Genomic DNA, 24,400 nt, shown 5'->3' on the forward strand with positions numbered 1-24,400 from the left:
ATGGTCCGTGCTTTGCCCCCACTGGACGCGGGATCGGAGCGTCACCGCGTCCATCCCAATTCTAACAACTACCTACTCGCTGCTCATAGGACTCAACAGGAAACAGCTGTAACGGGTAAAGCAGCTTTTCCCCGCCTATGGGAGCGGGAGGCGATTCCCTTAGGGCAGGTGGCGGTAACGGTACATGAAGGCAGCCATCTGGTCCCGCAGGATGGAGGACCCGGCCCGGAAGGTCTTGGTCCCGTCCGATTCCGTCCAGCCTTTGCTGATGCCGTTTTTGGCCAGCCAGGAGATCTGTTTGTAGAAGTTGTGTGTGGTGGGGATGTCCGCGAACGGGGACACGGCTTCCGGGACGTAGTCGGGCGATCCGGCGTGGCGGTAGATGAAGGCTGCCATCTGGTCGCGGTTGACCGTGGCCGCCGGGCGGAACGTCCAGGTGTCGTCGGCCTCCTTCCAGCCCTCGCTGATCTTCTCGCTCGACAGCCAGGAGATCTGCTTGTAGAAGTTGTGCGTGGTGGGCACGTCAGAGAACGGCGACTGGGCCGGCGGGACGAACTCCGGGCTGCCGGCCAGCCGGTACAGGAAGGCCGCCATCTGGTCGCGGTTCACCTGCTGGGCCGGCTTGAACAGGCGCTGTCCGTTTTCGGTCCAGCCCTCGGTGATCCCGTTCAGGGCCAGCCAGTTAATCTCCGTGGAGAAGGCGGAGGCCGACGTGATGTCGTTGAAGATGATGGGGTCGAACAGGTGGCCCCACGCGGAAACGTGCCCCTCCACAAGAGCGTAGCCCCCGGTAGCCCGGGCCATCACTCCGACGTTGCCGGTGCCAGGGTAGGTTCCTGCAGGGACGACGTTTCCGGCCACCAGGTACTCCACCCCTACGGCCGCGGGGACTGTGTAGGTGTCATTGGGGGTTCCGATTTTGTCGGTGAACTGAACGGGCACCGGCATTGCCCCCGTGGCCACGACGGCCGTTTCTTCACTGGTGCGCTCCGCCGAGACCCACTCGGCCTTGGTGCCCGTAACGCGGAGTCTGAGGGTCTTCCCCTTGTCGTCGGCGGTCACCGTGTAGGTGGCGGCAGTGGCCCCGGGAATCGCGTTGCCGGCCCTGAGCCATTGGTAGGAAAGGGTGACCCCTTCCGGTTGCCACGTCCCTGTGTATGCGGACAGTTGGCTTCCAACAATGGCTTGGCCGTAGATCATCGGGTCGTATGGGGCGGTTACCAAGGCCACCACCGGCGCCGTCGGCGCCGACGTGAAAGTCACGCTGCTCCCGAAAAACCGGCTCGCGGTGACGGTCGCAGTCAGGGTTGTCCCGACGTCGGCCGGTTGTACCTGATAGCTCGCCGTCTGGGCCCCCTGGATGGGGGTGCCGTTCCGGCGCCACTGGTAGGAAAGATCGATATCACTGGGGGTCCAGCTGCGGGCGTCGGCGTAAAGGGTGTAGTTGACGGCGGCCTGTCCATTAATGGTCGGCGTGCTTCCGACAATTTCGCGGTCGGTCTTGAAGTTGAGTGCCGCGGTTGCGTCCAGCACGCCGCTTCCGCACGTTTTGGTGACGCACGCCCAGGCGTACTTCCTGGAGGTCGTTTTCAGGCGCGCTTCCACGTTTGCCGGAGTGGCCAGGTCTCCCAGCCGTGCCATGAGCAAGGCGGCGAGTCCGGAGGCGTGCGGGGCGGCCAGGGAGGTCCCTTCGGAGAAGGCGTAGGTTTCCGCCGCGGGCGTCTGCGTGCCGGTGTTGAAGGCCACCACAATGCCGTCTTCCGTTGCCTGGCTCATGTCCCCGCCTGGTGCCGCGAAGTCAACGTTGGACCCGTAGTTGGAGTACGGCGCTAACTGCCCGGAGCGGGCAATGGCGGCCACCGAGATCACGTTCTGGCAGTTGGCAGGGCTTGATTCCTCAGCCGGCACGTTCTCGTTGCCGGCGGCCACCACCACTGCTGCTCCGGTGTTGTAGGCGAAGTCGATGGCATTCTGGAAGGTTGGCGAGCAGGGCTGGGTGCCGCCGAGGCTCAGGTTGATCACCCGGGCAGGGGTGGGGTTTGAGGGCAGGCCGGCGATGCTTCCGCCGGCGGCCCAGATGACGCCGTCGGTGATGTCGGACAGATAGCCGCCACACGGGCCCAGGGCACGGACGGGCAGGATCTTCGCGGCGGGTGCAACTCCGGAGATGCCTTTGCTGTTGTTCGCGGCGGCAGCGATGGTGCCGGCAACCTGGGTGCCGTGCCAGGAGGATGGACTGGCGGGCGCGCCGTCGCCGCACATGCCGGCCGGTGTCCAGTCTCCTTCGTCTCGGGGGTTGGCATCGCGGCCGTTGGAGTCCCGGGAGTAGGCGGGGTCGAACATCATGTCGAAGCCGGGGAGCACGTTCGCGTCGAGGTCCGAGTGGCCGGTGATCCCGGTGTCGATCACGGCCACCACCGCGCCGGCACCTTTGGTGGCGTTCCAGGCATCGGTCACGTTCATCGAGCCGGCAGCGCCTCCGCTGTGGAGGCCCCACTGCAGCGGGTAGTACGGGTCGTTCGGGATTGCTGCCGCGTACATCCGGGTGTCCGGCTCGGCATATTCGACGGCGGGATCGGCCGTCAGCGCGGCCAGCGCCTTTTGGGTTTCACCGGAATCGAGGGTGCGGTCGGCACGCAGGACGCGGGCACCGGCCGAGGTCCCGCGGAGGTCGTTCACCGGGACACCGACGTCCCTGGTGACCCTGCTGTAGGCCTCTGTCCGGAGTGCTGAGCTGCCGGCGGCCGTGGCCTTGAACTTAACGATGAACTGGTCGGTTGCCACGCTTGGGTTCCCGGGCCGCGCCGCGGCCGGAGCAACTGGGAGGGCAGGCGTATCGTCGGCCACAGCCGGCAAGGGAACCGCCGAGCCGCACAGCAGTGCCACAACGGTTGGAATCAGGAGACGGGAGGACAGACGTGTCCGCAGCGCGTGAAACATCGCGAAATCCTAGGTGCCGAGCGTCGACCCCCAGGAGCCGGTACGCAGGAGGAAAAGAGACCGCGAGTTCCGCGTCAAGCATGATTGTAACAACGACTTGATTTATAGCTAGTCCCTAGGGAAGCTTCGCCCCCGCCAGCGCCTCGCCAACGACGTCAGCGAGGTGCTGGTGGCCAGCGTCGTTCGGGTGAACGTTGTCTTTCGTGATCATCTCCGGGTGGCCTTCCAGTGGGGCGCCGATGGAAACGAACGAGCCACCGGCGGCAGTCACTCCGGCCCTGACCGCCTCGCCGAACGCCGCCGAATCGGGCTGCGGGGACTCGGCCGCCCAAATGGGGTTCAACGCAATAATCTTCGCGGCAGAGAGACCGGCGCGGAGCTTACTGAACACGGCGGTGACGTTGGACGCCAGGTCCGGGGTGAGCGCCGCACCATCGTTCCGGCCGCCCGCAACGATCACAACATCAGGCTTGGACTCTATGGCCTTGTCCGCCATTGTCAGGTAGTTCGGGCAGACCTCGGCGCCGCAAGCGTTGACGCCTCCGCTGGCGATGGTCTTCAGGTATCCGGTCCCGCCACGGCCAAGATTTACTGCACTCCAGTTGTTCTTCGCAGACAGAAGCTTGACCCAACCGTGCTGATTGGTGGCACCGGCTCCGGCTGTGTACGACTCACCAATGAAGGTCACCTTCACGGCCTTGGATGTCACGGACTCGGAGGCACGTGTACGGGCAGCCTCCAACGCATGCTGGACCTTGTCGGACACGGGCGGCGGCGCCGGGGTGCTGCATCCGGCCAGGGCAAGAGCGGCAACAGCAAACAATGCAAAGCGTTTCAAGGAAGTCCCCCCTTAGAGACGTGATTGAGCCTGATGACGGATTAAGGCGCCGAAGACGGAGCAACCTGTCAACGCCAGATCCGCAAATTGCTTCGATCAGCCGGCGGTCGCCGCCATGGATCGTTGTGCATCAGAGTCATCTTGTACCGAGGGTAGGTTTGCAAATTGCTCCGCACCCGAGTGGTGGCTACTTGTTTTAGGCGCGACACTACTGGCGCTCTGATGGACTGGAAAGCCTGCGGGGCAGCAGTGGTCAAGGTGAGGAGCTAGCCCCCGGGCTGACTAACCCATGGAAGCAGGCGGCAGTCCGCTTTGTGTTGGGCACAGCTGTAAGCGGACCGCCGAGCTTATAGTAAGCCAGGCTTATGAACTTATGGCCCTCGTTGCGTAGCGGTACATAAAGGCCGCCATCTGGTCCCGGAGGATGGACGACGCCGGACGGAAGGTCTTGGACCCGACGGATTCCGTCCAGCCGTTGCTGATGCCGTTTTTCGCCAGCCAGGAGATCTCCTTATAGAAATTGTGGTTCGTGGGAATGTCCACAAACGGCGACTGGGCTTCCGGGAGATAGTCAGGTGATCCGGCATGGCGGTAGATGAAGGCTGCCATCTGGTCGCGGTTTACGGTCGCCGCCGGGCGGAACGTCCAGGTGCCGTCTGCTTCTTTCCAGCCCTCACTGATCTTGGCGGACCACAGCCACGAGATCTCCTTAAAGAAGTTGTGCGTGGTGGGCACGTCTGAGAACGGCGACTGAGCCGGCGGCACGAAGTCCGGGCTGCCCTTCAGCCGGTACAGGAACGCCGCCATCTGGTCCCGGTTTACCGGTTGGGCCGAGCGGAAGGTCCGAGTGCCGTCCGCTTCGGTCCACCCCTGAGTGACCCCGGCACTTGCCAGCCAGGAAATCTCAGAGGCAAAAGCCGACCCCTCATGGATGTCGTTGAAGGACGGCGGCGCCGCCACGGAAACCGGGGCTGATTCCGCGGTCGCCGTTCCGTATCCGGCTTTGGCGCCGGTAACCCGGACAGTGATGGTGGTCCCGACGTCGGCGATGGCCAGGTTGTAACTGGCACCTGTCGCATCGGCAATGGCTAGACCCGAGCGGTACCACTGGTAGCCCAACGAGTCCGGTTCGGGAGTCCAGATCCCGGGAACGCTGGTCAGAGTCGAGCCGACAGTGAGTGTGCCCGTGATCGTGGGGACCGGCGCCGAAAGGCTGCCTCTGAACGTATTTGTCCATTCGGCTGCCGCACCTGCTGCCAGGATGTAGTCCGCCTTGGCACGTGCTTTAACGGTGACCGTGCCCGAACCCGGGTAGTTCCCGGCTTCAACCACGCTGCCGTCAATAAGATACTCAACGCCGTCCGTCGCCGGAACCGTGAAAGTGTCCCCCGCGGTGCCGTCCTTGTCAGAGAAGACGACGGCGGCGGCGGTCACCGTGTATGGGGTCACCTTGAACGTTGAGCTCCATTCGGCGGTAGCGCCCTCGGCAAGGACGTAATCCGTTTTGGCTCGTGCTGTCACCGTTATTGTCCCCGTACCCGGATAGTTTCCCGCCCCGGTGAGGATGCCCTCGACGAGGTACTCCACCCCCTCCGTCGATGGAACCGTGTAGGTGTCATCGGCGGTGCCATCCTTGTCCGTAAAGACGACGGCGGCAGGAGTCACCATGTACGGGCTCGCCTTGAACGTCGAAGTCCATTCGGCAGTAACACCCTCCGCGAGGACGTAGTCCGTTTTCGCCCTGGCTTTCACGGTGACTGTACCGGTGCCGGGATATGGCCCGCCAGCTACGACCTCGTCACCGACTACGTACTCCACGCCCTCCATCGTCGGAACGGTGTAGGTGTCCTCAGCGGTTCCGTCCCTGTCCATGAAGACGACGGCGGCAGGAGTCACCGCGTACGGGGTCGCCTTGAAGGTGGCGGACCACTCCGCAGCGGCACCTTCGGCAAGGACGTAGTCCCCCTTCGCCCTGGCTCTCACGGTGACTGTACCGGTGCCGGGATATGGCCCGCCAGCTACGACCTGGTCACCGACTACGTACTCCACGCCCTCCATCATCGGAAGGGTGTAGGTGTCCTCAGTGGTTCCGTCCTTGTCCGTAAAGACGACGGCGGCAGGAGTCACCGTGTATGGGGTCGCCTTGAACGTGGCGGACCACTCAAAAACTGCGTCGTCGGCCAGGACGTAGTCCGTCTTCGCCCGAGCAGTAATAGTGATCGTCGCCGTGCCCGGATGGGTTCCAGCTTCAACGACCTGTTCGCCGACCAAATACTCCACGCCCTCCGTCGACGGAACCGTGTAGGTGTCCTCAGCGTTTCCGTCCTTGTCCGTAAAAACGACGGCGGCAGGAGTCACCGCGTACGGGGTCGCCTTGAACGTGGCGGACCACTCTGCAGCGGCACCCTCGGCGAGGACGTAGTCGGTCGTGGCGCGAGCCTTCAACGTCACCGTGCCGGATCCCGGATGCGTCCCGGCCTCGACGACGGTGTCGCCTGTGAGGTAGTCCACGCCGTCGATGGCGGGGATCGTGTACGTGTCCTCGGCGGTCCCCTCCTTGTCCGTGAAGACGACGGCGGCAGGAGTCACCTCGTACGGCGTGGCCTTGAAGGTACTGCTCCACTCGGCAGCGGCACCCTCCGCGAGGACGTAATACGCCGTCGCCCGTGCCTTAACAGTGACCGTGCCTGCGCCCGGGTAGGTTCCGGCTTCAACAACCTTGTCGCCGAGCAGGTACTCCACGCCACCGGTCGACGGAACCGCGTACGAGTCCTCGGCGGTGCCGTCCTTGTCCGTGAACACGACGGCGGCAGGAGTCACCTTATACGGCGTAGCCTTGAAGGTACTGCTCCACTCTGCAGTTGCGCCCTCGGTCAGGACGTAGTCGGTCGTGGCGCGAGCTTTCACAGTCACCGTGCCGGACCCCGGATGCGTTCCGGCCTCGACGACAGTGTCTCCTGTCAGGTAGTCCACGCCGTCGATGGCGGGGATCGTGTACGTGTCCTCCGCGGTTCCATCCTTGTCCGTGAACACGACGGCCGCAGGAGTCACCGCGTACGGGGTCGCCTTGAACGTTGCAGACCACTCCACAGCGGCACCCTCAGCCAAGACATAGTCGCTCTTGGCCCGCGCCTTCACAGTGACCGTCCCGCTACCAGCGTGGCTGCCGGCTTCAACGACGTGGTCGCCAACGAGGTATTCCACGCCGTCGGTCGACGGAACAGTGTAGGCGTCCTCCGCGGTGCTGTCCTTGTCAACGAAAACCACGGCGGCAGGAGTCACCGCGTACGGTGTCGTCTTGAACGTGGTTGACCACTCCGCAGCTGCACCTCCGGCGAGGACGTAGTCCGTCTTTGCCCGGGCTTTCACCGTGACCTTCCCGGTGCCCGGATAGGTGCCGGCTTCAACAGCCTTGTCACCGACCAAGTACTCGACGCCCTCCGTCGAGGGAACCATGAACGTGTCCTCCGAAGTGCCGTCGGCATCCGTAAACGTCACAGCAGCGGGAGTCACAGGTGCCGCTCCGACGTAAAAGGTAAGGGAGGCGAAGTCCAGGGGAACATTCGGGGCAGGTATGGCGCCGGGCGGATAGGACTCAGGCTGTCCACCCGCATAACGGGTCCAATTGTTGGCCGAGTCGACCACACGGACGTGACTGAAAGTGTATTCCCCGTTCGGAAATGACGAGTCAATGTACAGGCTCCCACCGCTCAGGTAATAGCCCTGACCAGTCGGCCCGGCATAGGCGGCATCCGAGATGTAACTCGAGGTGTCGTCCTCAGTCTCAAACGAGAGGGTAACGACATCACCCGGCTTCACAACAGCCGGGCTAGTCCGAGCCACAGACGTAATACTAGGAGCCTGAACATCCGCCATGGACTGAGTGACAGTGAATGTCAGCGGGGCGAAGTCTAGGGGAACATTCGGGGCAGGTATGGCGCCGGGCGGATAGGACTCAGGCTGTCCACCCGCATAACGGGTCCAATTGTTGGCCGAGTCGACCACACGGACGTGACTGAAAGTGTATTCCCCGTTCGGAAATGACGAGTCAATGTACAGGCTCCCACCGCTCAGGTAATAGCCCTGACCAGTCGGCCCGGCATAGGCGGCATCCGAGATGTAACTCGAGGTGTCGTCCTCAGTCTCAAACGAGAGGGTAACGACATCACCCGGCTTCACAACAGCCGGGCTAGTCCGAGCCACAGACGTAATACTAGGAGCCTGAACATCCGCCGTGGACTGAGTGACAGTGAATGTCAGCGGGGCGAAGTCCAGGGGAACATTCGGGGCAGGTATGGCGCCGGGCGGATAGGACTCAGGCTGTCCGCCCGCATAACGGGTCCAATTGTTGGCCGAGTCGACCACACGGACGTGACTGAAAGTGTATTCCCCGTTCGGAAATGACGAGTCAATGTACAGGCTCCCACCGCTCAGGTAATAGCCCTGACCAGTCGGCCCGGCATAGGCGGCATCCGAGATGTAACTCGAGGTGTCGTCCTCAGTCTCAAACGAGAGGGTAACGACATCACCCGGCTTCACAACAGCAGGGCTAGTCCGAGCCACAGACGTAATACTAGGAGCCTGAACATCCGCAGCATGAGACGGCATCACTGAACTGGCCAGAACAGCTACAGTCAAAATGGCAGCGCCAAATGCTCTCTTTATCATTGTTGGTTCCCCCAGGCCAGGCGTGGAGGCCCACGCGAACATACGACGCTGTGTCACTAGAGTCTGCAATCGACTATAGCGCCCGGCGTCTATTCACTTGGCCAACGGAACGACCTGCTGCCGCGTTTTGCTTGCAAGAGTATGCCACTACGCTGAGCCTGTTACTTCCTTGCGGCCACATCGACACCTTCCAAGTGTCTCGAAGTATTCAAGTGGACCGCCGCCACCTAGTGGTGCGAGCGTGTCTCCTGCAGGCGCTTGATGAACCAGCGGGACTGCTCCGGTCCGTAGGGCAGCACCGGGATCGCCTTCGTGGCGTCGCTTGGAGTGTCGCGGATGGACTGGAATGCCTGCCGGACAGCAGTGGTCATGGTGTTGGCCATCGTCTTCACGAACTGGTCGCTGCAGGGCTCACCGTGGCCAGGGATCAGGAATTCGTAGCGGTGCCGCAGGGCCGAAATGTGCCGGAGAACGTCGGCCCATTCCTCCGGGAAGGCGTCCTCGAAGGACGGATGCGCGCCCTGCTCCACCAGGTCGCCTGCGAACAGGGTGGTGGACGTGCCCGCCAGCAGGTCGCCGTCCGTGTGCCCGCGGCCCAGGTAGAACAGCGTGACGGTCTGGCCGCCGAGGTCCACCAGCACCGGCTGGTCCTTCACGATTGCGTTGGGAACCACCAGTTCCGCGTCGGCGCCTTCGCCGGCGGCCATTTCCGGTTCCAGGGTGGCGACCATGCGGCGCTGCCGGTCCCCGTTTTCCTCAATCTCGCGCGCACAGTTCTCGTGGGCATAGAACTCCGTGACGCCGTCGTCCGCGAAGATCGCATTGCCGAAGAAGTGGTCGTAGTGGGCGTGGGTGTTCACCACAACCAGCGGCAGCTGGGTTTTTTCCCGCACGGCGGCCAGGATTTCGCGGCCCTGCCGGGGTCCCCCGCCGGTGTCGATCACCATGGCGCGTTGGGCGCCGACTATGAGTCCGGTGTTGAGCTTCGAGCCTTCGGTGGCCAGCACGTGGTTGCCCTGGCCGACCTCCATCCATCGCGACATTCTGTTCTCCGTATTCATGCGTTCCGGCGATCTTAGGCCTCGATTCTACCCACGCCTGGCTGATGGAAGCCTGATGAAAGGCACGCGGCGGCGGGGCAAAAGGGCGGTCATCGCCAATGTTCAGCGCAGGCGAGTAGCCTGTGCCGTACTTCAGTTGCCCGGCCGATGAAACGGAGGTTCCCCGCATGGAATCCGGAACGCCCCTGGAGCGGATGGTGTTTTTCAGCGATGCTGTCTTTGCCATCGCCCTGACCCTGCTGGCCCTGGACCTGAAGCTTCCCGAGGGCATCGCGGCGGCACAGCTGGACGGCGCCCTGATCGGGGCCGTTCCCGAGCTCTTCGCCTATGCGCTGTCGTTCGTGATCATCGCCAAAACCTGGTTGTCCCACCATTCAGATTTCGCGCTGATCCGCCGCTTCAATTCCACGCTGGCATGGCTGAACCTGGCCCTGCTGTTCTTCATCGCCATGCTGCCGGCGCCCACGTCCGTCCTCAGCGAATACGGGGACGACTCTACGCCCTGGCCCAGCATTCTGTATGCCCAACATTGCCGCGATCTACCTGCTGCTGGCTGGGATCTGGGCCTACGCCCGGCACGCGAAGCTCATGGATCCGGGGATGGCTTCGCATGTGCACCGGCGGATATTTACCGCCCGCGTCGCTGTACCGGTGGTCTTCCTGCTCAGCATTCCGGCCGCGTTCCTCCTTAATGCCTACACCCCGCTGCTGTGGCTGCTGCTCCTGCCGGCGTCATGGGTGTCGCGGTGGGTCTCCGCACGCTTCCGGCGAACGGCGATTGAAGAGGACACTTCCCGTGACTCGAACTCGTTGCAGGATGGGATATGACGTGACGCTTGTACCAAGACTCTCCAGTCGGGCTCGTGACGGGATGTTGCATTGTTCCGAGGAGAGGAGTGGGCCGTGAAGGAGTCGAACCTTCATACCACCAGGGTTCGGGGGAAAGCCTGATACCTAACCGTGCAGCCCGTGTTGCTGAGGAACACGTCAGGGACGCAACCTTGGAAATTTCTGGGGTCGGCGGTCCGGGAGGCGAACAACTGCGCCTCAACCGGACCGCCCCGCCACGAGTGCGAACAGCTTCCTAGGGCACTATCACCCCCGTGGGCATCAGGCACGTTACCAATCAGCTTCGCAAAGCGAAACCCTTGCCACGTCTTGCGGAGTATGCGCGCCAACGTGCAGCCCGAAGTGCCAAGCCTCCACGGCAGCATCTGGCGGCGACCGCGCGCCCTTTACTTCATTGTTTTCGATCACGAAGCGCCACCCTTCGATGACGCTCCATCCGGTCGAGAGCAACCGCCGATACAGCACCCTGGCACCCCGGCGCAAGATCAGCCCTTTCACCCCACCCTCCGGTGCGGGACGCCGCTACCGTCGACTGTCGGCCTCGATCCCGGCGAGCAGCTGCTTCAGGGTCCGCTCGTAATGGTCCTCACTCCCGTAACGGTTCATCGGTCCGACCACCGCGGCAGTGAGCGGAAACTCCGGCGGTGCAGGCGGCAGCTCCACCTCTCCCCCGCCGCTGAACGCCTCGGTTGCCTCGCGGGCCAGGACGAAGGAGGACCAGCCGTAGTTTAGTGCCACTATTCCGCTGAAGACGGCGACGGCGGCGTCACCGGTGATGCCCGCACGCTCCAGGATGCGTAGCGCTGCCTCGCCGATGGGCAGGGCGTTGGGCCCCGGGTACGGGTGCCCGATCAGCGGGGTGATGGCCCACGGGTGATCACGCAGCAGCTGCTGGTGGTTCCGCGCGAACGCCGCCAGGTCGGCAGGCCAGTCAGCGGTTTCCTGCGGAGCGGTGAACCGCCCCAGGACCCGATTGAGCAGGGCGTCCACCAGCTCGTCCTTAGTGCCGAAATAGCGGTAGAGAGACATGGGCGCGGCGTCCAGCGCCACCGCGACGGCGCGGACGGTCAGCGCCTCGAACCCGGTTGCCGCCACCTGCTCCGCGGCGTCCAGGATGGCGTCCACGGTCAGCGAGTTCCGGGCGCGGCGACTACGGGGTTCCGCCGAGGTTTTCGAGGGCATGGCACCGGCTTTCAGTCGGGGAAATACTGGCGGAGGTTCTTGTGTACAGTGTACGTTATGCCGTAGCGTACTTAGTACGCAAACATTTCCGAAGGCGATCCTCCAATGTCATTCCTACGCTGGGCACCAACATTCCTCGGCTTCCCCGTGGGAGGCTGGCTGGCCTTTCAGGTGGCCGGCTTAATCACCGGCCCGCTCACCGCAGCGCTGGCAGGCGTCATCGCCGGAGCCGTGATCGGCGGCGCACAATGGCTGGCACTGGGACCGGCCGCCGGGTGGCGCTGGCTCGCCGGCGCCGTCCTCGGAATGGGCGCCGGCAGCGCCCTGGCGGCAGTCGTCACCGGGGCAGGAACCACGACGCCGGCCCTCGTCATGTCGGGGCTGCTCACCGGGGCCGTGATCGGCGCAGCCCAGGGAGTCGCTCTGCAGCGCGGCCTGCGCGTCAGGGCGCTGTGGGCGGCAACAGTCAGCCTCAGCTGGGGCCTCGGCTGGCTGGTCACCGCGAATGTGATCGTCGACGCCGAGAACGGCTACGCGGCGTTCGGCTCCAGCGGCGCGCTGGTGGCCACGGCTCTTACCGGCCTGGTGCTGCGGCGCATCCTCGGCCCTGATGTCCGGCGCCCCGCCGCGGGCACTCCTTCCGCGGCTCCTGCGTCCGCGAAACCCGTTCAATGAACGCCACCGTTGCCGCCGCGGTCCTGCTGATCGTGCTGCCGCTGGCCTTCAACGCAGCGTTTGCGCCGCTGGCTGCGAAGTTCGACTACCGGACATCCTCCGCCGCTCCACCGGCGAAGTCCTGGACCGCTTCCGGCAGGGCGGCTCCGCGCTGGTGCTGCTCTGGTGGGCGCTCGCCATGACGGCCGTCCTGCTGGCGCCGCTGGCGGTGCTCCTGGCCGGCGTCCTGTCAGGCGCCGATCCCGTGCTGCTCAACTTGCGATCAACCGTCGGTCGTTCAACCGGTTCCTGGGCGTGGCCGTGGGCGAACACCTGGGCTACCTCTTCACGGGGGCGTGGAGCCTGCTCGTGGGCGCAGCGATCCTGCAGAGCGACGTCGTGCCGGCGTGGCTGGGCGTCGTGGGGATTGTGGTCGGTGCGGTCTTGGCCCTTTGCTCGCTGGAGTTCGTCGGCCCGTTCGAGCGCGGCGGCTGGAAAGTGGCTGCGGCGATGACTCCTGTGATCTACATTGCCTGGTCACTGTAGCTCGTGGCGACGGGTGTGGCAATGTTGCTGTGACCTTGCCGCACAGTTTTTGTTCCACTGTGGTAACCCACAGGAAACTACCGCCTGCTTATGATCTGGCTATGGCTACTAAACAGCACAAGACTTTTTGCGCCCCGTGTGGCGCCACGACGAATCACGTTACGTCATACGAGCGTTCCGACGGTGGCGGCGACCTTGGACTGGTCGCCAACCTAAGGTGCGCCGAGCACTCCGACTTGCGTCCATGAGAAACGGCCCCTACAAGGCTGTCGAGAGCGTCAAATCTCTGTCACCAGCACTGTCCCTACGCCGTGTTCCGTGGAACCTCGGCACCCTTTGCAAACGCCAACAAACTGATGCGGGCAGTCCAGCGGATCGTTGCCCTCCCCAAGGGACACCGTAACTTTCATGGGACATGTATAGCACCGGGCCACGGCACTAGACGAATTCATTTCAGCGCGTCCAGTGCCGCGTCAAAGCGCACGCCCGTCGAGAGTAGGCAATTGCCTGGAGCTCCCCCCCTTATTCTACGGTCACGCTCTTGGCCAGGTTGCGTGGCTGGTCCACGTCGTATCCCTTGGCCGTGGCGAGTTCGAGGGCGAAAATCTGCAGCGGCACTGTGGCCAGCAGGGGCGCCAGGAGGGTGGGCGTCTCCGGGATGTAGAAGACGTGCTCGGCGTACGCCTTGACCGCTTCGTCCCCTTCCTCGGCGATCACGATGGTCTTCGCACCGCGGGCCCGGACTTCCTGGATGTTGGAGACCACCTTGGCGTGCAGCGAGTTCCGGCCGCGCGGGGAAGGGACCACCACGAACACGGGCTGGCCTTCCTCGATCAGCGCGATGGGGCCGTGCTTCAGCTCACCGGCGGCAAAGCCTTCGGCGTGGATGTATGCCAGTTCCTTGAGCTTGAGCGCGCCTTCCATGGCCACCGGGAAGCCGACGTGCCGGCCCAGGAACAGCACGGACTTGGAGCCGGCCATGGAGCGGGCGAGTTCCTTGATCTGGTCCTCGTGGTCCAGGATCTGCTGGATCTTGGCCGGGATCTTCCCCAGGTCCGCCAGGATGTCCTTGATCTCGCCCTGGAACTTGTTCCCGCGCAGCTGTGCCAAATACAGCCCCAGCAGGTACGCGGCGGTGATCTGCGCCAGGAACGCCTTGGTGGACGCCACGGCGATCTCCGGCCCGGCGTGCGTGTACAGCACGGCATCGGATTCACGCGGGATGGTGGAGCCGTTGGTGTTACAGATGGACAGGGTCTTGGCGCCCTGTTCCTTGGCGTACCGGACGGCCATCAGGGTGTCCATGGTTTCACCGGACTGCGAGATGGACACCACCAGGGTGTTCTCATCCACAATCGGGTCGCGGTAGCGGAACTCGTGGGAGAGCTCCACCTCGGTGGCAATCCGGCACCAGTGCTCGATGGCGTACTTGGCCACCTGGCCCGAATACGCGGACGTCCCGCAGGCCAGCACGATGATCTTGTTGATCTTCTTCAGGTGCTCCGGGTCGATGCGCATTTCATCAAGCGTGAGCTTGCCGTCCAGGTCCGAGCGGCCCAGCAGGGTGTTGGCCACGGCGTCGGGCTGGTCATGGATTTCCTTTTCCATGAAGGACGGGTAGCCGCCCTTCTCGGCCGAAGCCGGATCCCAGTCAACGTGGTATTCCTTGCCCTGGGCGGGGGCGCCGAAGAAGTCAGTGATCTCCACGGTGTCCGCGGTGATGGTCACGATCTGGTCCTGGCCCAGCTCCACGGCGCGGCGGGTGTACTCAATGAAACCGGAGACGTCCGAGCCGAGGAAGTTCTCCCCTTCGCCCAGGCCCACCACGAGCGGCGAGTTGCGCCGGGCGGCCACGACGACGTCGGGCTGGTCCGCGTGCACGGCCAGAAGGGTGAAGGCGCCTTCGAGGCGCTGGCAGGCAAGCTGCATGGCCCTGGCCAGGCCGCCGTTGGAGGCATCACCGCCCAGCTTGTTCCGGAAGATGTCACCCAGGAGCGCGGCGGCCACCTCGGTGTCCGTTTCGGACGCGAACTCGGTGCCGCCTTCCAGCAGTTCCAGCTTCAGCTCGCCGAAGTTTTCAATGATGCCGTTGTGGATCAGGGCCAGCTTGCCGCCGTCGGACAGGTGCGGGTGCGCATTCTGGTCCGTGGGCCCGCCGTGCGTGGCCCAGCGGGTGTGACCGATTCCGGTCACGGAATCAGGCAGCGGAGACGCTTCCAGTTCAGCGAGCAGGTTGATCAGTTTTCCGGACTTCTTGCGCGACGAAATGGTCCCGTCCGCCACCACAGCAACGCCCGCGGAGTCATAGCCCCGGTACTCCAGGCGGCGGAGTCCCTCAAGGACAACGTCCAACGCGCCGTGGCCAACATTTACCCGGCCTGACGAATGGCCTACGTATCCTACGATTCCACACATAGAGCCAACCGTACAGGCTACATGCTGGACGGAATTGCTCCGTGATGCTATCTGGCCGAATACCGGCACTGCGAGCGCAAAGACTCACTGTAGATCCTCGCGTGCTACATCGCCTTGCCATCTACGGTTGAACTGCGTTCCGTGGTCTTCGCCGCTCCCGCGCTGGGCTCGACCGAAGTCACGTCGTAAGGGAAGTTGAGCGATGTTGAGTATCATCTTGCTTGCCCATGACTTTGCTCCCACGAACCGCATGAGGAGAAGCTAACTACTCCGATTTCTTTTCGTCAGCTGCGGCATGGGTAGTGCATTCGTTACAGAACAACAAATCACAAATATCCCCGCAACACTGGCACCGGTGGTCTATTGCATTTGCTTCAACAATATAAGTGGTCATACGGCCATATTCCTCTTCTCGCCGAAGAGAGCAGTAGAGTAGGCGGTACCTGTATTTATGCGTAGACGTCCTCGTCGTACCGCGGAGACGGCAACCTCAAACGGCGTGTCCGACGGGTTTGCTGGTCCCGAAACATACAAATAGCTTGAACTATCCAGTGCAAGCTACCTTGACAAGGTTGCGAGCGTGCTCTTCACACCCGACTCAGTCACAAGTCAGCCAATACCGATGCCGGGTGCTCAACTCCATCAGCGACGTACCGGAGAAAACCACCGGCCGTCCCGCCGTCGCACACGCGATGATCGAACGTGAGGGTCAGCTCCGTGACCTTGCGGACGGCCAGCTCGCCGTTGACCACCCACGGCTTGTCGATGATTCTCCCCACGCCCAGGATCCCCACCTCAGGGTGGTTGATGATCGCTGCAGAGCCGTCCACTCCGAAGACCCCGTAGTTGTTCAGCGTGAACGTGCCGCTGCCCAGTTCCGACGGTGTTGCCTTACCTTCCCGTACGACTGCAGTGAGCCGGCGGATTTCGGCATCCAGCTCCCGGGCACTCATCTTGTCCGCGTTGCGAACTGATGGCACCATCAGTCCCTGGTCCGTCTGCGCCGCGAAGCCCAGGTTGACGCCGTCGAACGCGACGATCTCCTGGCTCTCCCCGCCGGCGGCGTCCTCCGTCGTGACGATCCGGGTGTTCAGTTCCGGATACTTCTTCAGTCCGGCCGTCACAAACCGCGCGACGAATGCCAGCAACCCGGGGGTGTTGTGCGGGTCTGCCTTCTTCAAAGCGGCCCGCATCTCCACGAGGGCCGTGGCATCCACGTCGACCCAAACTGTCGCTTCCGGAATCTCGGAGCGGCTGCGGGTTATGTTTGCGGCCACGGCCTTGCGAATGCCCCGGACCGGGGTACGGGCAGTGATGCCGAGCCCTGTGCGGGAGTCGGTTTCCGCTCCGGTTTCGACGGGCTCAACAACGGACCGCGGCTCAACCCGCGGGCGCCGTGTTTCGGCAGGCTCAGCGACCTGGTGCGGCTCAACTGTCGGCGCGGGAGCGATGGCTGCTTCGACGTCCTTGCGCATGATCAGCCCGCTGGCACCGGACCCTTGGAGTCCCCCCAAATCAACTCCATGGTCACGGGCCATCCTGCGGACCAGCGGCGAAATCACTGCCCCAAGCTTGCCGGGCACGCGGGTGCGCAGGAGCAGGAGATCGTCGGCGGCCTTTTCCGCGTCGCTGACCGTTGCGACAGCACCGGTCGTGGCTGACCCGCCGACGGGCTGTTTGCGTGCACGGGTGCGGCGGGCGGTGCCGTGTCCGCCCGGTGTTCCATAGCCGATGAGGACGTTGCCTGAGCCTGCTTTTTCCTCGTCCCGGTAGGCCTCCGCTGAGGCTGAGGCGGCAGATTCGGTTTCGACGGTCTCCCCCGCCGGGGCCCTGGATTCGGCAGGCTCAACGGCCGGGGAACCGATGGGCGTGACGGAGATCAGCGGTTTGCCGACATCCAGCGTCTGGCCCGGTTCGCCGTGCAGCACTGCGACGGTGCCGGCGTACGGCGACGGGACCTCGACCATGGACTTCGCGGTTTCAACCTCGGCGATGGGCTGGTCAACCCGGATTTCGTCGCCCACGGCCACAAGCCAGTTCACGAGCTCGGCCTCAGTGAGGCCCTCGCCCAGGTCCGGCAGCAGGAATACTTTCGGTTCGCTCATCTGATCAGTCTTCCCACTGGAGGTCGTCAACGGCGTCGAGGATGCGGTCCACGCCGGGCAGATAGTAGTGCTCAAGCTTCGGCGCCGGATACGGCACGTCGAAGCCGGTAACGCGCCGGATCGGCGCGGCAAGGTAGTGGAAGCAACGTTCCTGAACCCGCGCCACAATCTCGGAAGACACGGAGGCGAAACCGTGGGCCTCGGCGATGACCACGGCGCGCCCTGTCTTTCGGACCGAGGCGCAGACGGTCTCGTCGTCGAACGGAACGATGGAGCGGACATCGATTACCTCAAGCGACCGCCCTTCCTCTGCCGCCGCGGCAGCGGCAGCCAGTGCGGTCGGAACCGACGGACCATAGGCGATCAGCGTGGCATCGCTGCCGGGACGGGCGACGGCGGCGCGGCCTTCCGAAGAGGTTCCCCGTTCGGTGTTGGCGGCGTGCTCGGCGCGGAGTCCTTCCAGGTCCACCAGGTCCTTGGACCAGTAAAGCTTTTTAGGCTCCATGAACATCACCGGATCATCGGAGTCGATGGCTTCGCGGAGCATGCGGTAGCCGTCGGCCACGGTGGCCGGAGTGAAGACCTTCAGTCCGGCAGTGTGGGCGTAGTAGGACTCGGAGGAGTCGCAGTGGTGCTCCACTCCCCCGATGCCGCCGGCGTACGGGACGCGGATGACGATGGGCAGCTTGACCGCTCCCTTGGTCCGGTTGTGCATCTTGGCCACATGGCTGACGATCTGCTCGAAGGCCGGGTAGGCGAAAGCATCGAACTGCATCTCGATCACCGGGCGCATGCCGTTCATGGCCATCCCCACGGCCATTCCCACTATGCCGGACTCGGCCAGCGGGGTGTCGAAGCAGCGGGACTCACCGAAGGTCGTGGTGAGCCCGTCCGTAATACGGAAGACGCCGCCGAGCGTGCCGACGTCTTCCCCGAACACCAAAACGGAGGAGTCTGCGTGCATGGCATCAGCCATGGCGGTGTTCAGTGCCTTCGCCATCGTGATGGTCTGCGGGCCTGCCGATTCCGCCGTGGCGGCTGCTTTGGCGGCTGCGCGGGCGGTTGCTGCACCGACGTTGCCGTTGGCTTCCGAGGAAGTGGTGACGGTGGGACTCATTTTGCGGCCTCGTCCCGGGCGATTTCGTCGGCGAGCATGGCGGACTGTTCCTTCAGCTGCGGGGTGGGAGTAGAGAAGACGTACCGGAAGAGATCCTGCGGGTCGACGGGGACGTCCGCTCCCAGGCCCTCGCGAAGCTGCGTGGCAACTGCCTCCGCCTTCTCCGCGATGCGGGCGGCGCCGTCGTCGTCGAGCAGTCCGCGGCCTGTCAGATAGGTCTGCATCCGCTTCAGCGGATCCCTTGCCACCCATTGGGCCACTTCGCTGTCCTGGCGGTAGCGGGTGGCGTCATCGGCGTTCGTGTGCGCCTGCATGCGGTAAGTGTGGGCCTCCACCAGGAGCGGGCCGGAGCCGTCGCGGGCCAGCTTCACTGCGCGGCCCAGCACGGCAAGGAGCGCGACGACGTCGTTGCCGTCCACCCGTTCGCCGGCCATGCCGTAGCCCACGGCTTTGTGGGCGAGCGAGGGCGCCACGGACTGGTGGGCCAGCGGCACCGAGATGGCGTACTGGTTGTTCTGGACGAAGAAGACGACGGGAAGGTGGAAGACTGCCGCGAAGTTCAGGGCCTCGTGGAAGTCACCTTCACTGGTGGCGCCGTCGCCGCACATGGCCAGGACCACGGTGTCCTCGCCGCGGAGTTTTGCCGCGTGGGCGACGCCGACGGCGTGGAGCAGCTGGGTGGTCAGCGGCGTGCACTGGATGCCCACCTTGTGTTTGGCGGGGTCGTAGCCGTTGTGCCAGTCACCCCGGAAGAGGGTCATGGTTTGCACGGGGTCCACGCCTCGAGCCATCACGGCAACGGAGTCGCGGTAGGTGGGGAAGATCCAGTCGCCGTCGGCAAGGCAGAGAGCGGCCGCAACCTGGCACGCCTCCTGGCCGTGGCTGGAGGGGTAGACCGCCATGCGGCCCTGGCGGACCAGGGCGGAGTTCTGGTCATTGACGCGGCGGCCGACGACCAGGTGCTCATAGGCCGCCAGCAGTTCAGCGTCACCGGGCAGCGCGTATTCGTGGCCGGGCTGGGCGCCCTGCTCTGTGTGGGCGTTCAGGGTGCCGTCCTGATCCACCATCTGGATCTGGTGGCGGGCCGGCAGCATGTAGTCCTCCACCGTGATGCCGAACTTGCGCACAGCCTCGGCTGCGGCCCCTTCGGTCACGTGGTTCCCGGCCAGCTGTTCCGGCGAGTCCTGCCCGAGGGCGGTGTGGTCCGCGGAGATCGTCATTGGTCAATCCTTCTGTAGCCACTATTCGCTTCCAGTATGGCCCTAGCGGAACTTTCGTATCCAGTCCCGTGCAGAATCGTGGAGAAGTAGGGAACTTTGACCTAGTCTGAAAGACAAATCGTAAGTGCGAGCTGCATTACCGGCGGGAGTTGTGGACAAATGGCAGAGACAGAAGCGGACCAGGTGGCGGTGCCGCTTGATGACGTGGACCGGAACATCATCGCGGAGCTGACACGGGACGGCAGGATGTCCGTCACCCAGGTGGCCGAGAACGTCCACATCTCACGGGCGCACGCCTATACACGGATCGCAAGGCTGACTGGCGAGGGCGTGCTGACCAAGTTCACTGCGCTCGTTGACCCTATAAAGGCGGGGCTCAAATCCTCCGCGTACGTGACGCTTAAAGTGAGGCAGCATTCATGGCGCGAACTGCGCGAGTTGCTGCAGGCCATCCCTGAGGTGCACCACATTGCCCTGGTGGGCGGGGACTTCGACGTCATCCTGCTGGTGCGGGCAGTGGATAACGTTGACCTGCGTAGGGTGATCTTCGACCAGCTGCAGTCCATGCCGGGGGTGTTGGATACGCAGACGTTTCTGGTGTTCGAGGATGTTGATACGCGGTAATTGGGCCAAGCTGGAAGTTCATTGGCGTCAACCTCACAAGATCGCCACAAGTTTCCTCATCGACCCCAATAGACCTTTCGTTTGTCTAACTACCGCTAGGCCTTGCCGCTTTCCCAATCTTTCCAAGAGCTTAAAAATCTCGGCCCCCACTCCCGCGAATCTAACTTCCGCCCGGCAAGTAAGCGAGTAGTTACGTCCGGAAATAGAGTACCGAACGCTTCATCTAAGTAATTAGTTGCGCCTGTTTTCGAGGGATAACTACTCGTGCCCCCCGTCCTTTGTGACCGTAGGCTCCTCAAAAGACAATACAAAGCAGGAGATGGACAGAAATGGCGATACTTTTGAAACGGCACGAGTCGCTGGTGGTCTGCCATGACTGAGATTGCGCGAGTGAAGAACCAGCTAATTAATCGGCGCTCGATCTTCCGGATGGGTTCCGCTGCGGCCGTCGGCAGCGGCGCAGTTCTCGCCAGTGCTGGGGAGGCCCAAGCCACTTCGTCACTTAGCGCCCTTCGAAAAGAGCCGGCGCAAGAGTTGTCACCAGCCAGTGGAGAGGTCATTCCGCCGCCGGTAAGAGTACCTGTCCTGACAATTTCGGATATGTGGCCCTCAGCTCACAATGACTACTCGATTGCCTGGGCGCAGGGGGACATTGCCTATGGTGTTTCACGTAGCGGTAGCACCTATAAGTCAATAGATGGGGGAAAAACGTGGGTCTTCCTAGGCTCGAACTCGATTATGCCTGCTCAGCGAGGAATGTGGATACGGCTTGCGAGCGGCACCCACATTACGATTCTCAACAGCCTGCCACTCCAGATCGGCCGGTCCACCAATGACGGTGCTAATTTTTCAAGTGTCAAAACTTTGGAACCCAATGAGCTGTCCCTGACGGCTCAATCTTGGTGCCAAGACGAAGTTACTGGCTATATTTACCTTGGGATTTACCAAATAACTGACTCATTCAAGACAATAAATATCTACCGATCCGCCGACGACGGTGCGACGTGGACGGTTTGGTATGCATTCCCGGGTATTGCCAGCAATGATCCTCAAAAAATAAGACACATCCATGGTGTTCAGTATGATCCCTTCAGTCGACGCGTCTACTTCATGGTTGGCGACAATGAGGATGCCGCCGGCATCTACCGTGTTACGGCAGATGGATCCACTGTCGAGAAAGTCGTTACAAAAGCGACTGCCGGCCATAACGCTCGCGCCATTGGTCTGATGTGCTTTCCCGACTACCTGGTGTGGGCATCGGACTCCCAGCCGCTCGGATACCTCGTTCGCATGCCCCGAAGCGAGATTGGTAAGACAAATCCACAAGTTGAACGGATCTACCAACTCAATTCGTCTGGATGGGGAAGCATATGTGCGGCAAAGGACATGTCGGAGTGGATATGCTTCAGCTCAGGCGAGTCGACCCCAGCCAATCCTATCGATCGAAATGCCCATGCCTACTACGTAACCAACAACGGTGCAACGATCTATGAGCTCGGCGCAATGTCGTCCCAATCCGCTTCACGCACGCCTGTGTTCCATCCTGTGGGACAGGCATCATTGCACGACGGTCAGACGCTGTGGATGCAGACTAAGGATTTTTTTCCGGAGGCCTTCTTTCGGGCATCGATATCCAAATCGAGCGCACAGATAGCGCGTCCTTCACCTGGACCCCGCGTTTATGCCTGGGAATCTTCATCAAGTGGATTGGTCTCAATACCGACGGGTTCAAACACGATTACACCCTTCATGCGTGCCCGAGTACCAATATCGGCGCGGACTCTTTACGTTCACGACGCCGAAATTCGCACAGTATCTGGTTCTGGAACCGCACCACGACTTCAAATAATACGAACCGATAATGGTTCCGTACTTATGGAGACTAGCGGCTCCATCCGAGTAGGTGCGGCTAGACGGGAGGCCGATGAGTTTGTGCTTCAGCTTCCAGGCTTACCCTCAGATGTGGATCTTGAATTCCGAATAGTAGGAAGAGATCCTGCAACGGTCTTTTCAGTCACTGCGAGAATCACTTTTGCTTTTGGCTATTGAAGATTAGAGCAACACCAACGAGTATCAGCTCGGATGACTGTTTTAGGAGCAGATTCCGCATGAGTTCACGCATCGAAAAGGGTACGACCGATACTGAGTTGCCAAAGGATCTGCGTCGTCGGTACGTAATGCGATGGGGTGTTGCGGCTGCCGTTGGCGCTGGCGCGACAGCGCTCGTATCACCTCGCGCAAATGCGGCCGCGCAAGCCGAAGCACCAACGAATACGGGCGGGCATGTAGGTCTAGAGTCCCTCGTCGATGCGTCAATCACGTATATCTCTATAGATCGTGACCCTGACGACACGTTTCAGCCAGTAAGACGCCGACTGGACTTTAAAGACGTCGCTGCGTCCAAAGGTTCAGTCGTTAACATAGATCACCGCGGCGATGGAACAGGAAACGCGACAAACCCAGGCCAGACATATGGTGTTGATATTCATAACTTTCCCGGATCGAGATCAGCACTAGTCATCCATCAGTATTCTTCTCTAGACCGAGCCTTGATGATAGACAATACTGGTTCTTCTCCATCAATTGAAATAAACAACACTCGAAATGATGTCATTAATCCAGGCAGTGACGGAACGGGCGACTTTCTGGTGTTTCGCGATCATGGGACACTGGCCCTGCGAGTAGATAAGAATCTTGTTTTCCGTATGGGTGCGGCAAAGACTGCGACTTTTGTTCATACGTCCGCAAAGGCCCTTTCGGTTCAGACCTCATCCACCTTCGACGGTGAGGCGATGGATGTCACCAAAGCCGGCAAGGGCCCAGGCACGGCTCTCCGAGTGAGCAACAGCGGCACAGGAATAGGTCTTCATATAACAGAGACCGGAGGAGGTCGAGCAGTTCAAATTGATGCCAACTACAGTGCAAACGCTGGACAGTACGCTGCTCTCGTCCAAGGTTATGACTATGGACTGTCAGCGACGACATCCGGAGATAACGGGACCACCTTAGTAATCACCAAATCAGGCACTGGCGGGGGAACCGTTCAACAAATAGTGAACAAGGGCAGCGGAAATTCCTTCGAGGCTCGCGATACTACGGGTCAACGATTCACAATTGCTGCATCTGGTCTTATAAGTGTGATTCAAGGGCAAAATGTAAATCTGGGTGCCGGCATTGGGAGTCCGGAAGGTGCTAGGAGTGCGCCGGTCGGGTCCATTTATCTAAGAAGTGACGGAGAATCTTCGTCGACTCTGTACGTCAAAGAATCGGGTGGAACGACAAAGTTAGGTTGGGTAGCCAAGTGATCGAAATAAGATTAGAAGAAGCCTACGCGGAGGCGTGTCGCGCCCTGGGCGAGTCACTCGTTCGAGAGCGGGTCCTTACTCGGCTCCTCGCCGAGAACCAACAACGTGAGCATGTATCTCCAACCGATTCCTGATCACGGACAACCTCAGACGAGCATGTATTGAATTCTGGGCATACGTTGAAGGCGCACGCGAAGCCTGTGGGACCTAAAACGGCCCTTCGCATTTAGCGGTCTAGCGCCGCTGTCGCGCCGTGGTAGGAGAAAGTACGCTGTGCCCGAGGGTGTGTTAGCGGCCATGAAAAACTGCCCATAGGCGGCCACGAAAATGCCCACTGACGGCCAGTAAAACTGCCCATTGGTGGCCATGAGATCTGCCCACTTCCTTACTGAACCTGCCGCGTCTTAAGCGGCGGGGGCCTCTCCCCGGGATTTGATGACGGTGTCTAGTCGCACCAAAGTCGCCCAGGAAGAGGCCCTGTATGAAGCATGACGGAGAAATCATGGAAATTCTTGCTGCCTACGATCTGACCGGATCGTTGCGCGCCACCGCGGAGCTCACGGGCTGCTCCCACCACACTGTTGCCAGGCATATCGCTGCCCGCGACGCTGGCCGGCCCATCGCAGAGCCCGCGGCGCGGGACCGGGTCACCGACGCCTATCTGCCCAAGATCGAGGAATGGATCGAGGCGTCCAAAGGCCGGATCCGCGCCGACAAAGCCCACGAGAAGCTCCTCGCCCTGGGCTATGAGGGTTCCGAGCGGTCCACCCGCCGCGCTGTCGCTCAGGTTAAGGCCGCGTGGCGGCTGGGCCACACACGTGTCCACCGGCCGTGGATCACTGAGCCGGGGATGTGGCTGCAGTACGACTTCGGCGA

Annotated in this window: 16 protein-coding genes, 1 tRNA gene and 1 pseudogene; 8 read left to right on the top strand and 10 right to left on the bottom strand. The window is 62.3% G+C overall.

Annotated elements, in window-relative coordinates; genetic code table 11:
* Positions 1 to 159: 159 nt before the first annotated feature.
* The 4 genes from J7I92_RS05085 to J7I92_RS05100 form a co-directional block, all read right to left on the bottom strand.
* On the bottom strand, positions 160 to 2,784 hold the full coding sequence (locus tag J7I92_RS05085; RefSeq protein ID WP_311380128.1) for a S8 family serine peptidase: 2,625 nt from the start codon (positions 2,782 to 2,784) through the stop codon (positions 160 to 162).
* Positions 2,785 to 3,055: 271 nt separating this feature from the next.
* Positions 3,056 to 3,778 (bottom strand): SGNH/GDSL hydrolase family protein, encoded by a 723-nt coding sequence (locus tag J7I92_RS05090; protein ID WP_214838079.1) that lies wholly within the window; start codon positions 3,776 to 3,778, stop codon positions 3,056 to 3,058.
* A 363-nt stretch (positions 3,779 to 4,141) separates the two neighbouring features.
* Complete coding sequence (locus J7I92_RS05095; RefSeq protein ID WP_311380129.1) at positions 4,142 to 7,291, bottom strand: S-layer homology domain-containing protein; 3,150 nt, start codon at positions 7,289 to 7,291, stop codon at positions 4,142 to 4,144.
* A 1,382-nt stretch (positions 7,292 to 8,673) separates the two neighbouring features.
* Entirely contained in the window at positions 8,674 to 9,489 is an 816-nt protein-coding gene (locus J7I92_RS05100) for an MBL fold metallo-hydrolase (RefSeq protein WP_214838082.1), read from the bottom strand.
* 185 nt (positions 9,490 to 9,674) lie between these two features.
* Here J7I92_RS05100 and J7I92_RS05105 point away from each other — a divergent pair, with 185 nt between their 5' ends.
* Positions 9,675 to 10,199: a TMEM175 family protein gene (locus J7I92_RS05105; protein WP_251039428.1), complete on the top strand. Its 525-nt coding sequence runs from the start codon at positions 9,675 to 9,677 to the stop codon at positions 10,197 to 10,199.
* Between the two features lie 205 nt (positions 10,200 to 10,404).
* Here the strand turns inward: J7I92_RS05105 and J7I92_RS05110 are convergent.
* Together J7I92_RS05110 and J7I92_RS05115 are read right to left on the bottom strand one after the other, a co-directional pair.
* A tRNA-OTHER gene (locus J7I92_RS05110) sits at positions 10,405 to 10,475 on the bottom strand.
* A gap of 403 nt (positions 10,476 to 10,878) precedes the next feature.
* Positions 10,879 to 11,538, bottom strand: a complete 660-nt coding sequence (locus tag J7I92_RS05115) for a TetR/AcrR family transcriptional regulator (RefSeq protein ID WP_214838085.1) — start codon at positions 11,536 to 11,538, stop codon at positions 10,879 to 10,881.
* A 105-nt stretch (positions 11,539 to 11,643) separates the two neighbouring features.
* Between J7I92_RS05115 and J7I92_RS05120 the strand changes: the two genes are divergently transcribed.
* The 3 genes from J7I92_RS05120 to J7I92_RS24500 all read left to right on the top strand — a co-directional run bounded on the left by J7I92_RS05120 (position 11,644) and on the right by J7I92_RS24500 (position 12,738).
* Positions 11,644 to 12,213 carry a hypothetical protein gene (locus J7I92_RS05120; protein ID WP_214838088.1) on the top strand — a complete coding sequence of 190 codons (570 nt, stop codon included), beginning with the start codon at positions 11,644 to 11,646 and terminating at the stop codon, positions 12,211 to 12,213.
* Positions 12,210 to 12,395 (top strand): hypothetical protein, encoded by a 186-nt coding sequence (locus J7I92_RS05125; protein WP_214838090.1) that lies wholly within the window; start codon positions 12,210 to 12,212, stop codon positions 12,393 to 12,395. The genes J7I92_RS05120 and J7I92_RS05125 overlap by 4 nt, the downstream gene beginning before the upstream one ends.
* Positions 12,396 to 12,513: 118 nt before the next feature.
* Positions 12,514 to 12,738, top strand: a complete 225-nt coding sequence (locus J7I92_RS24500) for a DUF4386 family protein (RefSeq protein WP_396020351.1) — start codon at positions 12,514 to 12,516, stop codon at positions 12,736 to 12,738.
* 522 nt (positions 12,739 to 13,260) lie between these two features.
* Here J7I92_RS24500 and glmS read toward each other — a convergent pair.
* From glmS to pdhA, 4 genes are all read right to left on the bottom strand, one after another.
* A complete protein-coding gene (gene glmS, locus J7I92_RS05135) occupies positions 13,261 to 15,153 on the bottom strand; it encodes a glutamine--fructose-6-phosphate transaminase (isomerizing) (RefSeq protein ID WP_214838096.1) in 1,893 nt (630 codons plus the stop codon).
* A 602-nt stretch (positions 15,154 to 15,755) separates the two neighbouring features.
* Positions 15,756 to 17,258 (bottom strand): dihydrolipoamide acetyltransferase family protein, encoded by a 1,503-nt coding sequence (locus tag J7I92_RS05140; RefSeq protein WP_214838099.1) that lies wholly within the window; start codon positions 17,256 to 17,258, stop codon positions 15,756 to 15,758.
* Positions 17,259 to 17,262: 4 nt separating this feature from the next.
* Complete coding sequence (locus J7I92_RS05145; protein ID WP_214838101.1) at positions 17,263 to 18,375, bottom strand: alpha-ketoacid dehydrogenase subunit beta; 1,113 nt, start codon at positions 18,373 to 18,375, stop codon at positions 17,263 to 17,265.
* Positions 18,372 to 19,595 (bottom strand): pyruvate dehydrogenase (acetyl-transferring) E1 component subunit alpha, encoded by a 1,224-nt coding sequence (gene pdhA, locus J7I92_RS05150; protein ID WP_214838104.1) that lies wholly within the window; start codon positions 19,593 to 19,595, stop codon positions 18,372 to 18,374. Before pdhA ends, J7I92_RS05145 begins: the two co-directional genes overlap by 4 nt.
* Before the next feature lie 159 nt (positions 19,596 to 19,754).
* Here pdhA and J7I92_RS05155 point away from each other — a divergent pair, with 159 nt between their 5' ends.
* The 4 genes and pseudogenes from J7I92_RS05155 to J7I92_RS05170 all read left to right on the top strand — a co-directional run.
* Positions 19,755 to 20,219, top strand: coding sequence for an Lrp/AsnC family transcriptional regulator (locus tag J7I92_RS05155; protein WP_214838107.1), 465 nt, complete (start codon positions 19,755 to 19,757; stop codon positions 20,217 to 20,219).
* A 372-nt stretch (positions 20,220 to 20,591) separates the two neighbouring features.
* Positions 20,592 to 22,268, top strand: coding sequence for a hypothetical protein (locus J7I92_RS05160; RefSeq protein WP_214838110.1), 1,677 nt, complete (start codon positions 20,592 to 20,594; stop codon positions 22,266 to 22,268).
* A gap of 59 nt (positions 22,269 to 22,327) precedes the next feature.
* A complete protein-coding gene (locus J7I92_RS05165; protein ID WP_214838113.1) occupies positions 22,328 to 23,524 on the top strand; it encodes a hypothetical protein in 1,197 nt (398 codons plus the stop codon).
* Positions 23,525 to 24,005: 481 nt separating this feature from the next.
* Positions 24,006 to 24,400, top strand: a pseudogene (locus J7I92_RS05170) (IS21 family transposase); the annotation flags it as partial.

This window comes from Arthrobacter sp. ISL-72, from assembly GCF_018613755.1.
In the GTDB taxonomy this organism is placed as follows: Bacteria; Actinomycetota; Actinomycetes; order Actinomycetales; family Micrococcaceae; genus Arthrobacter.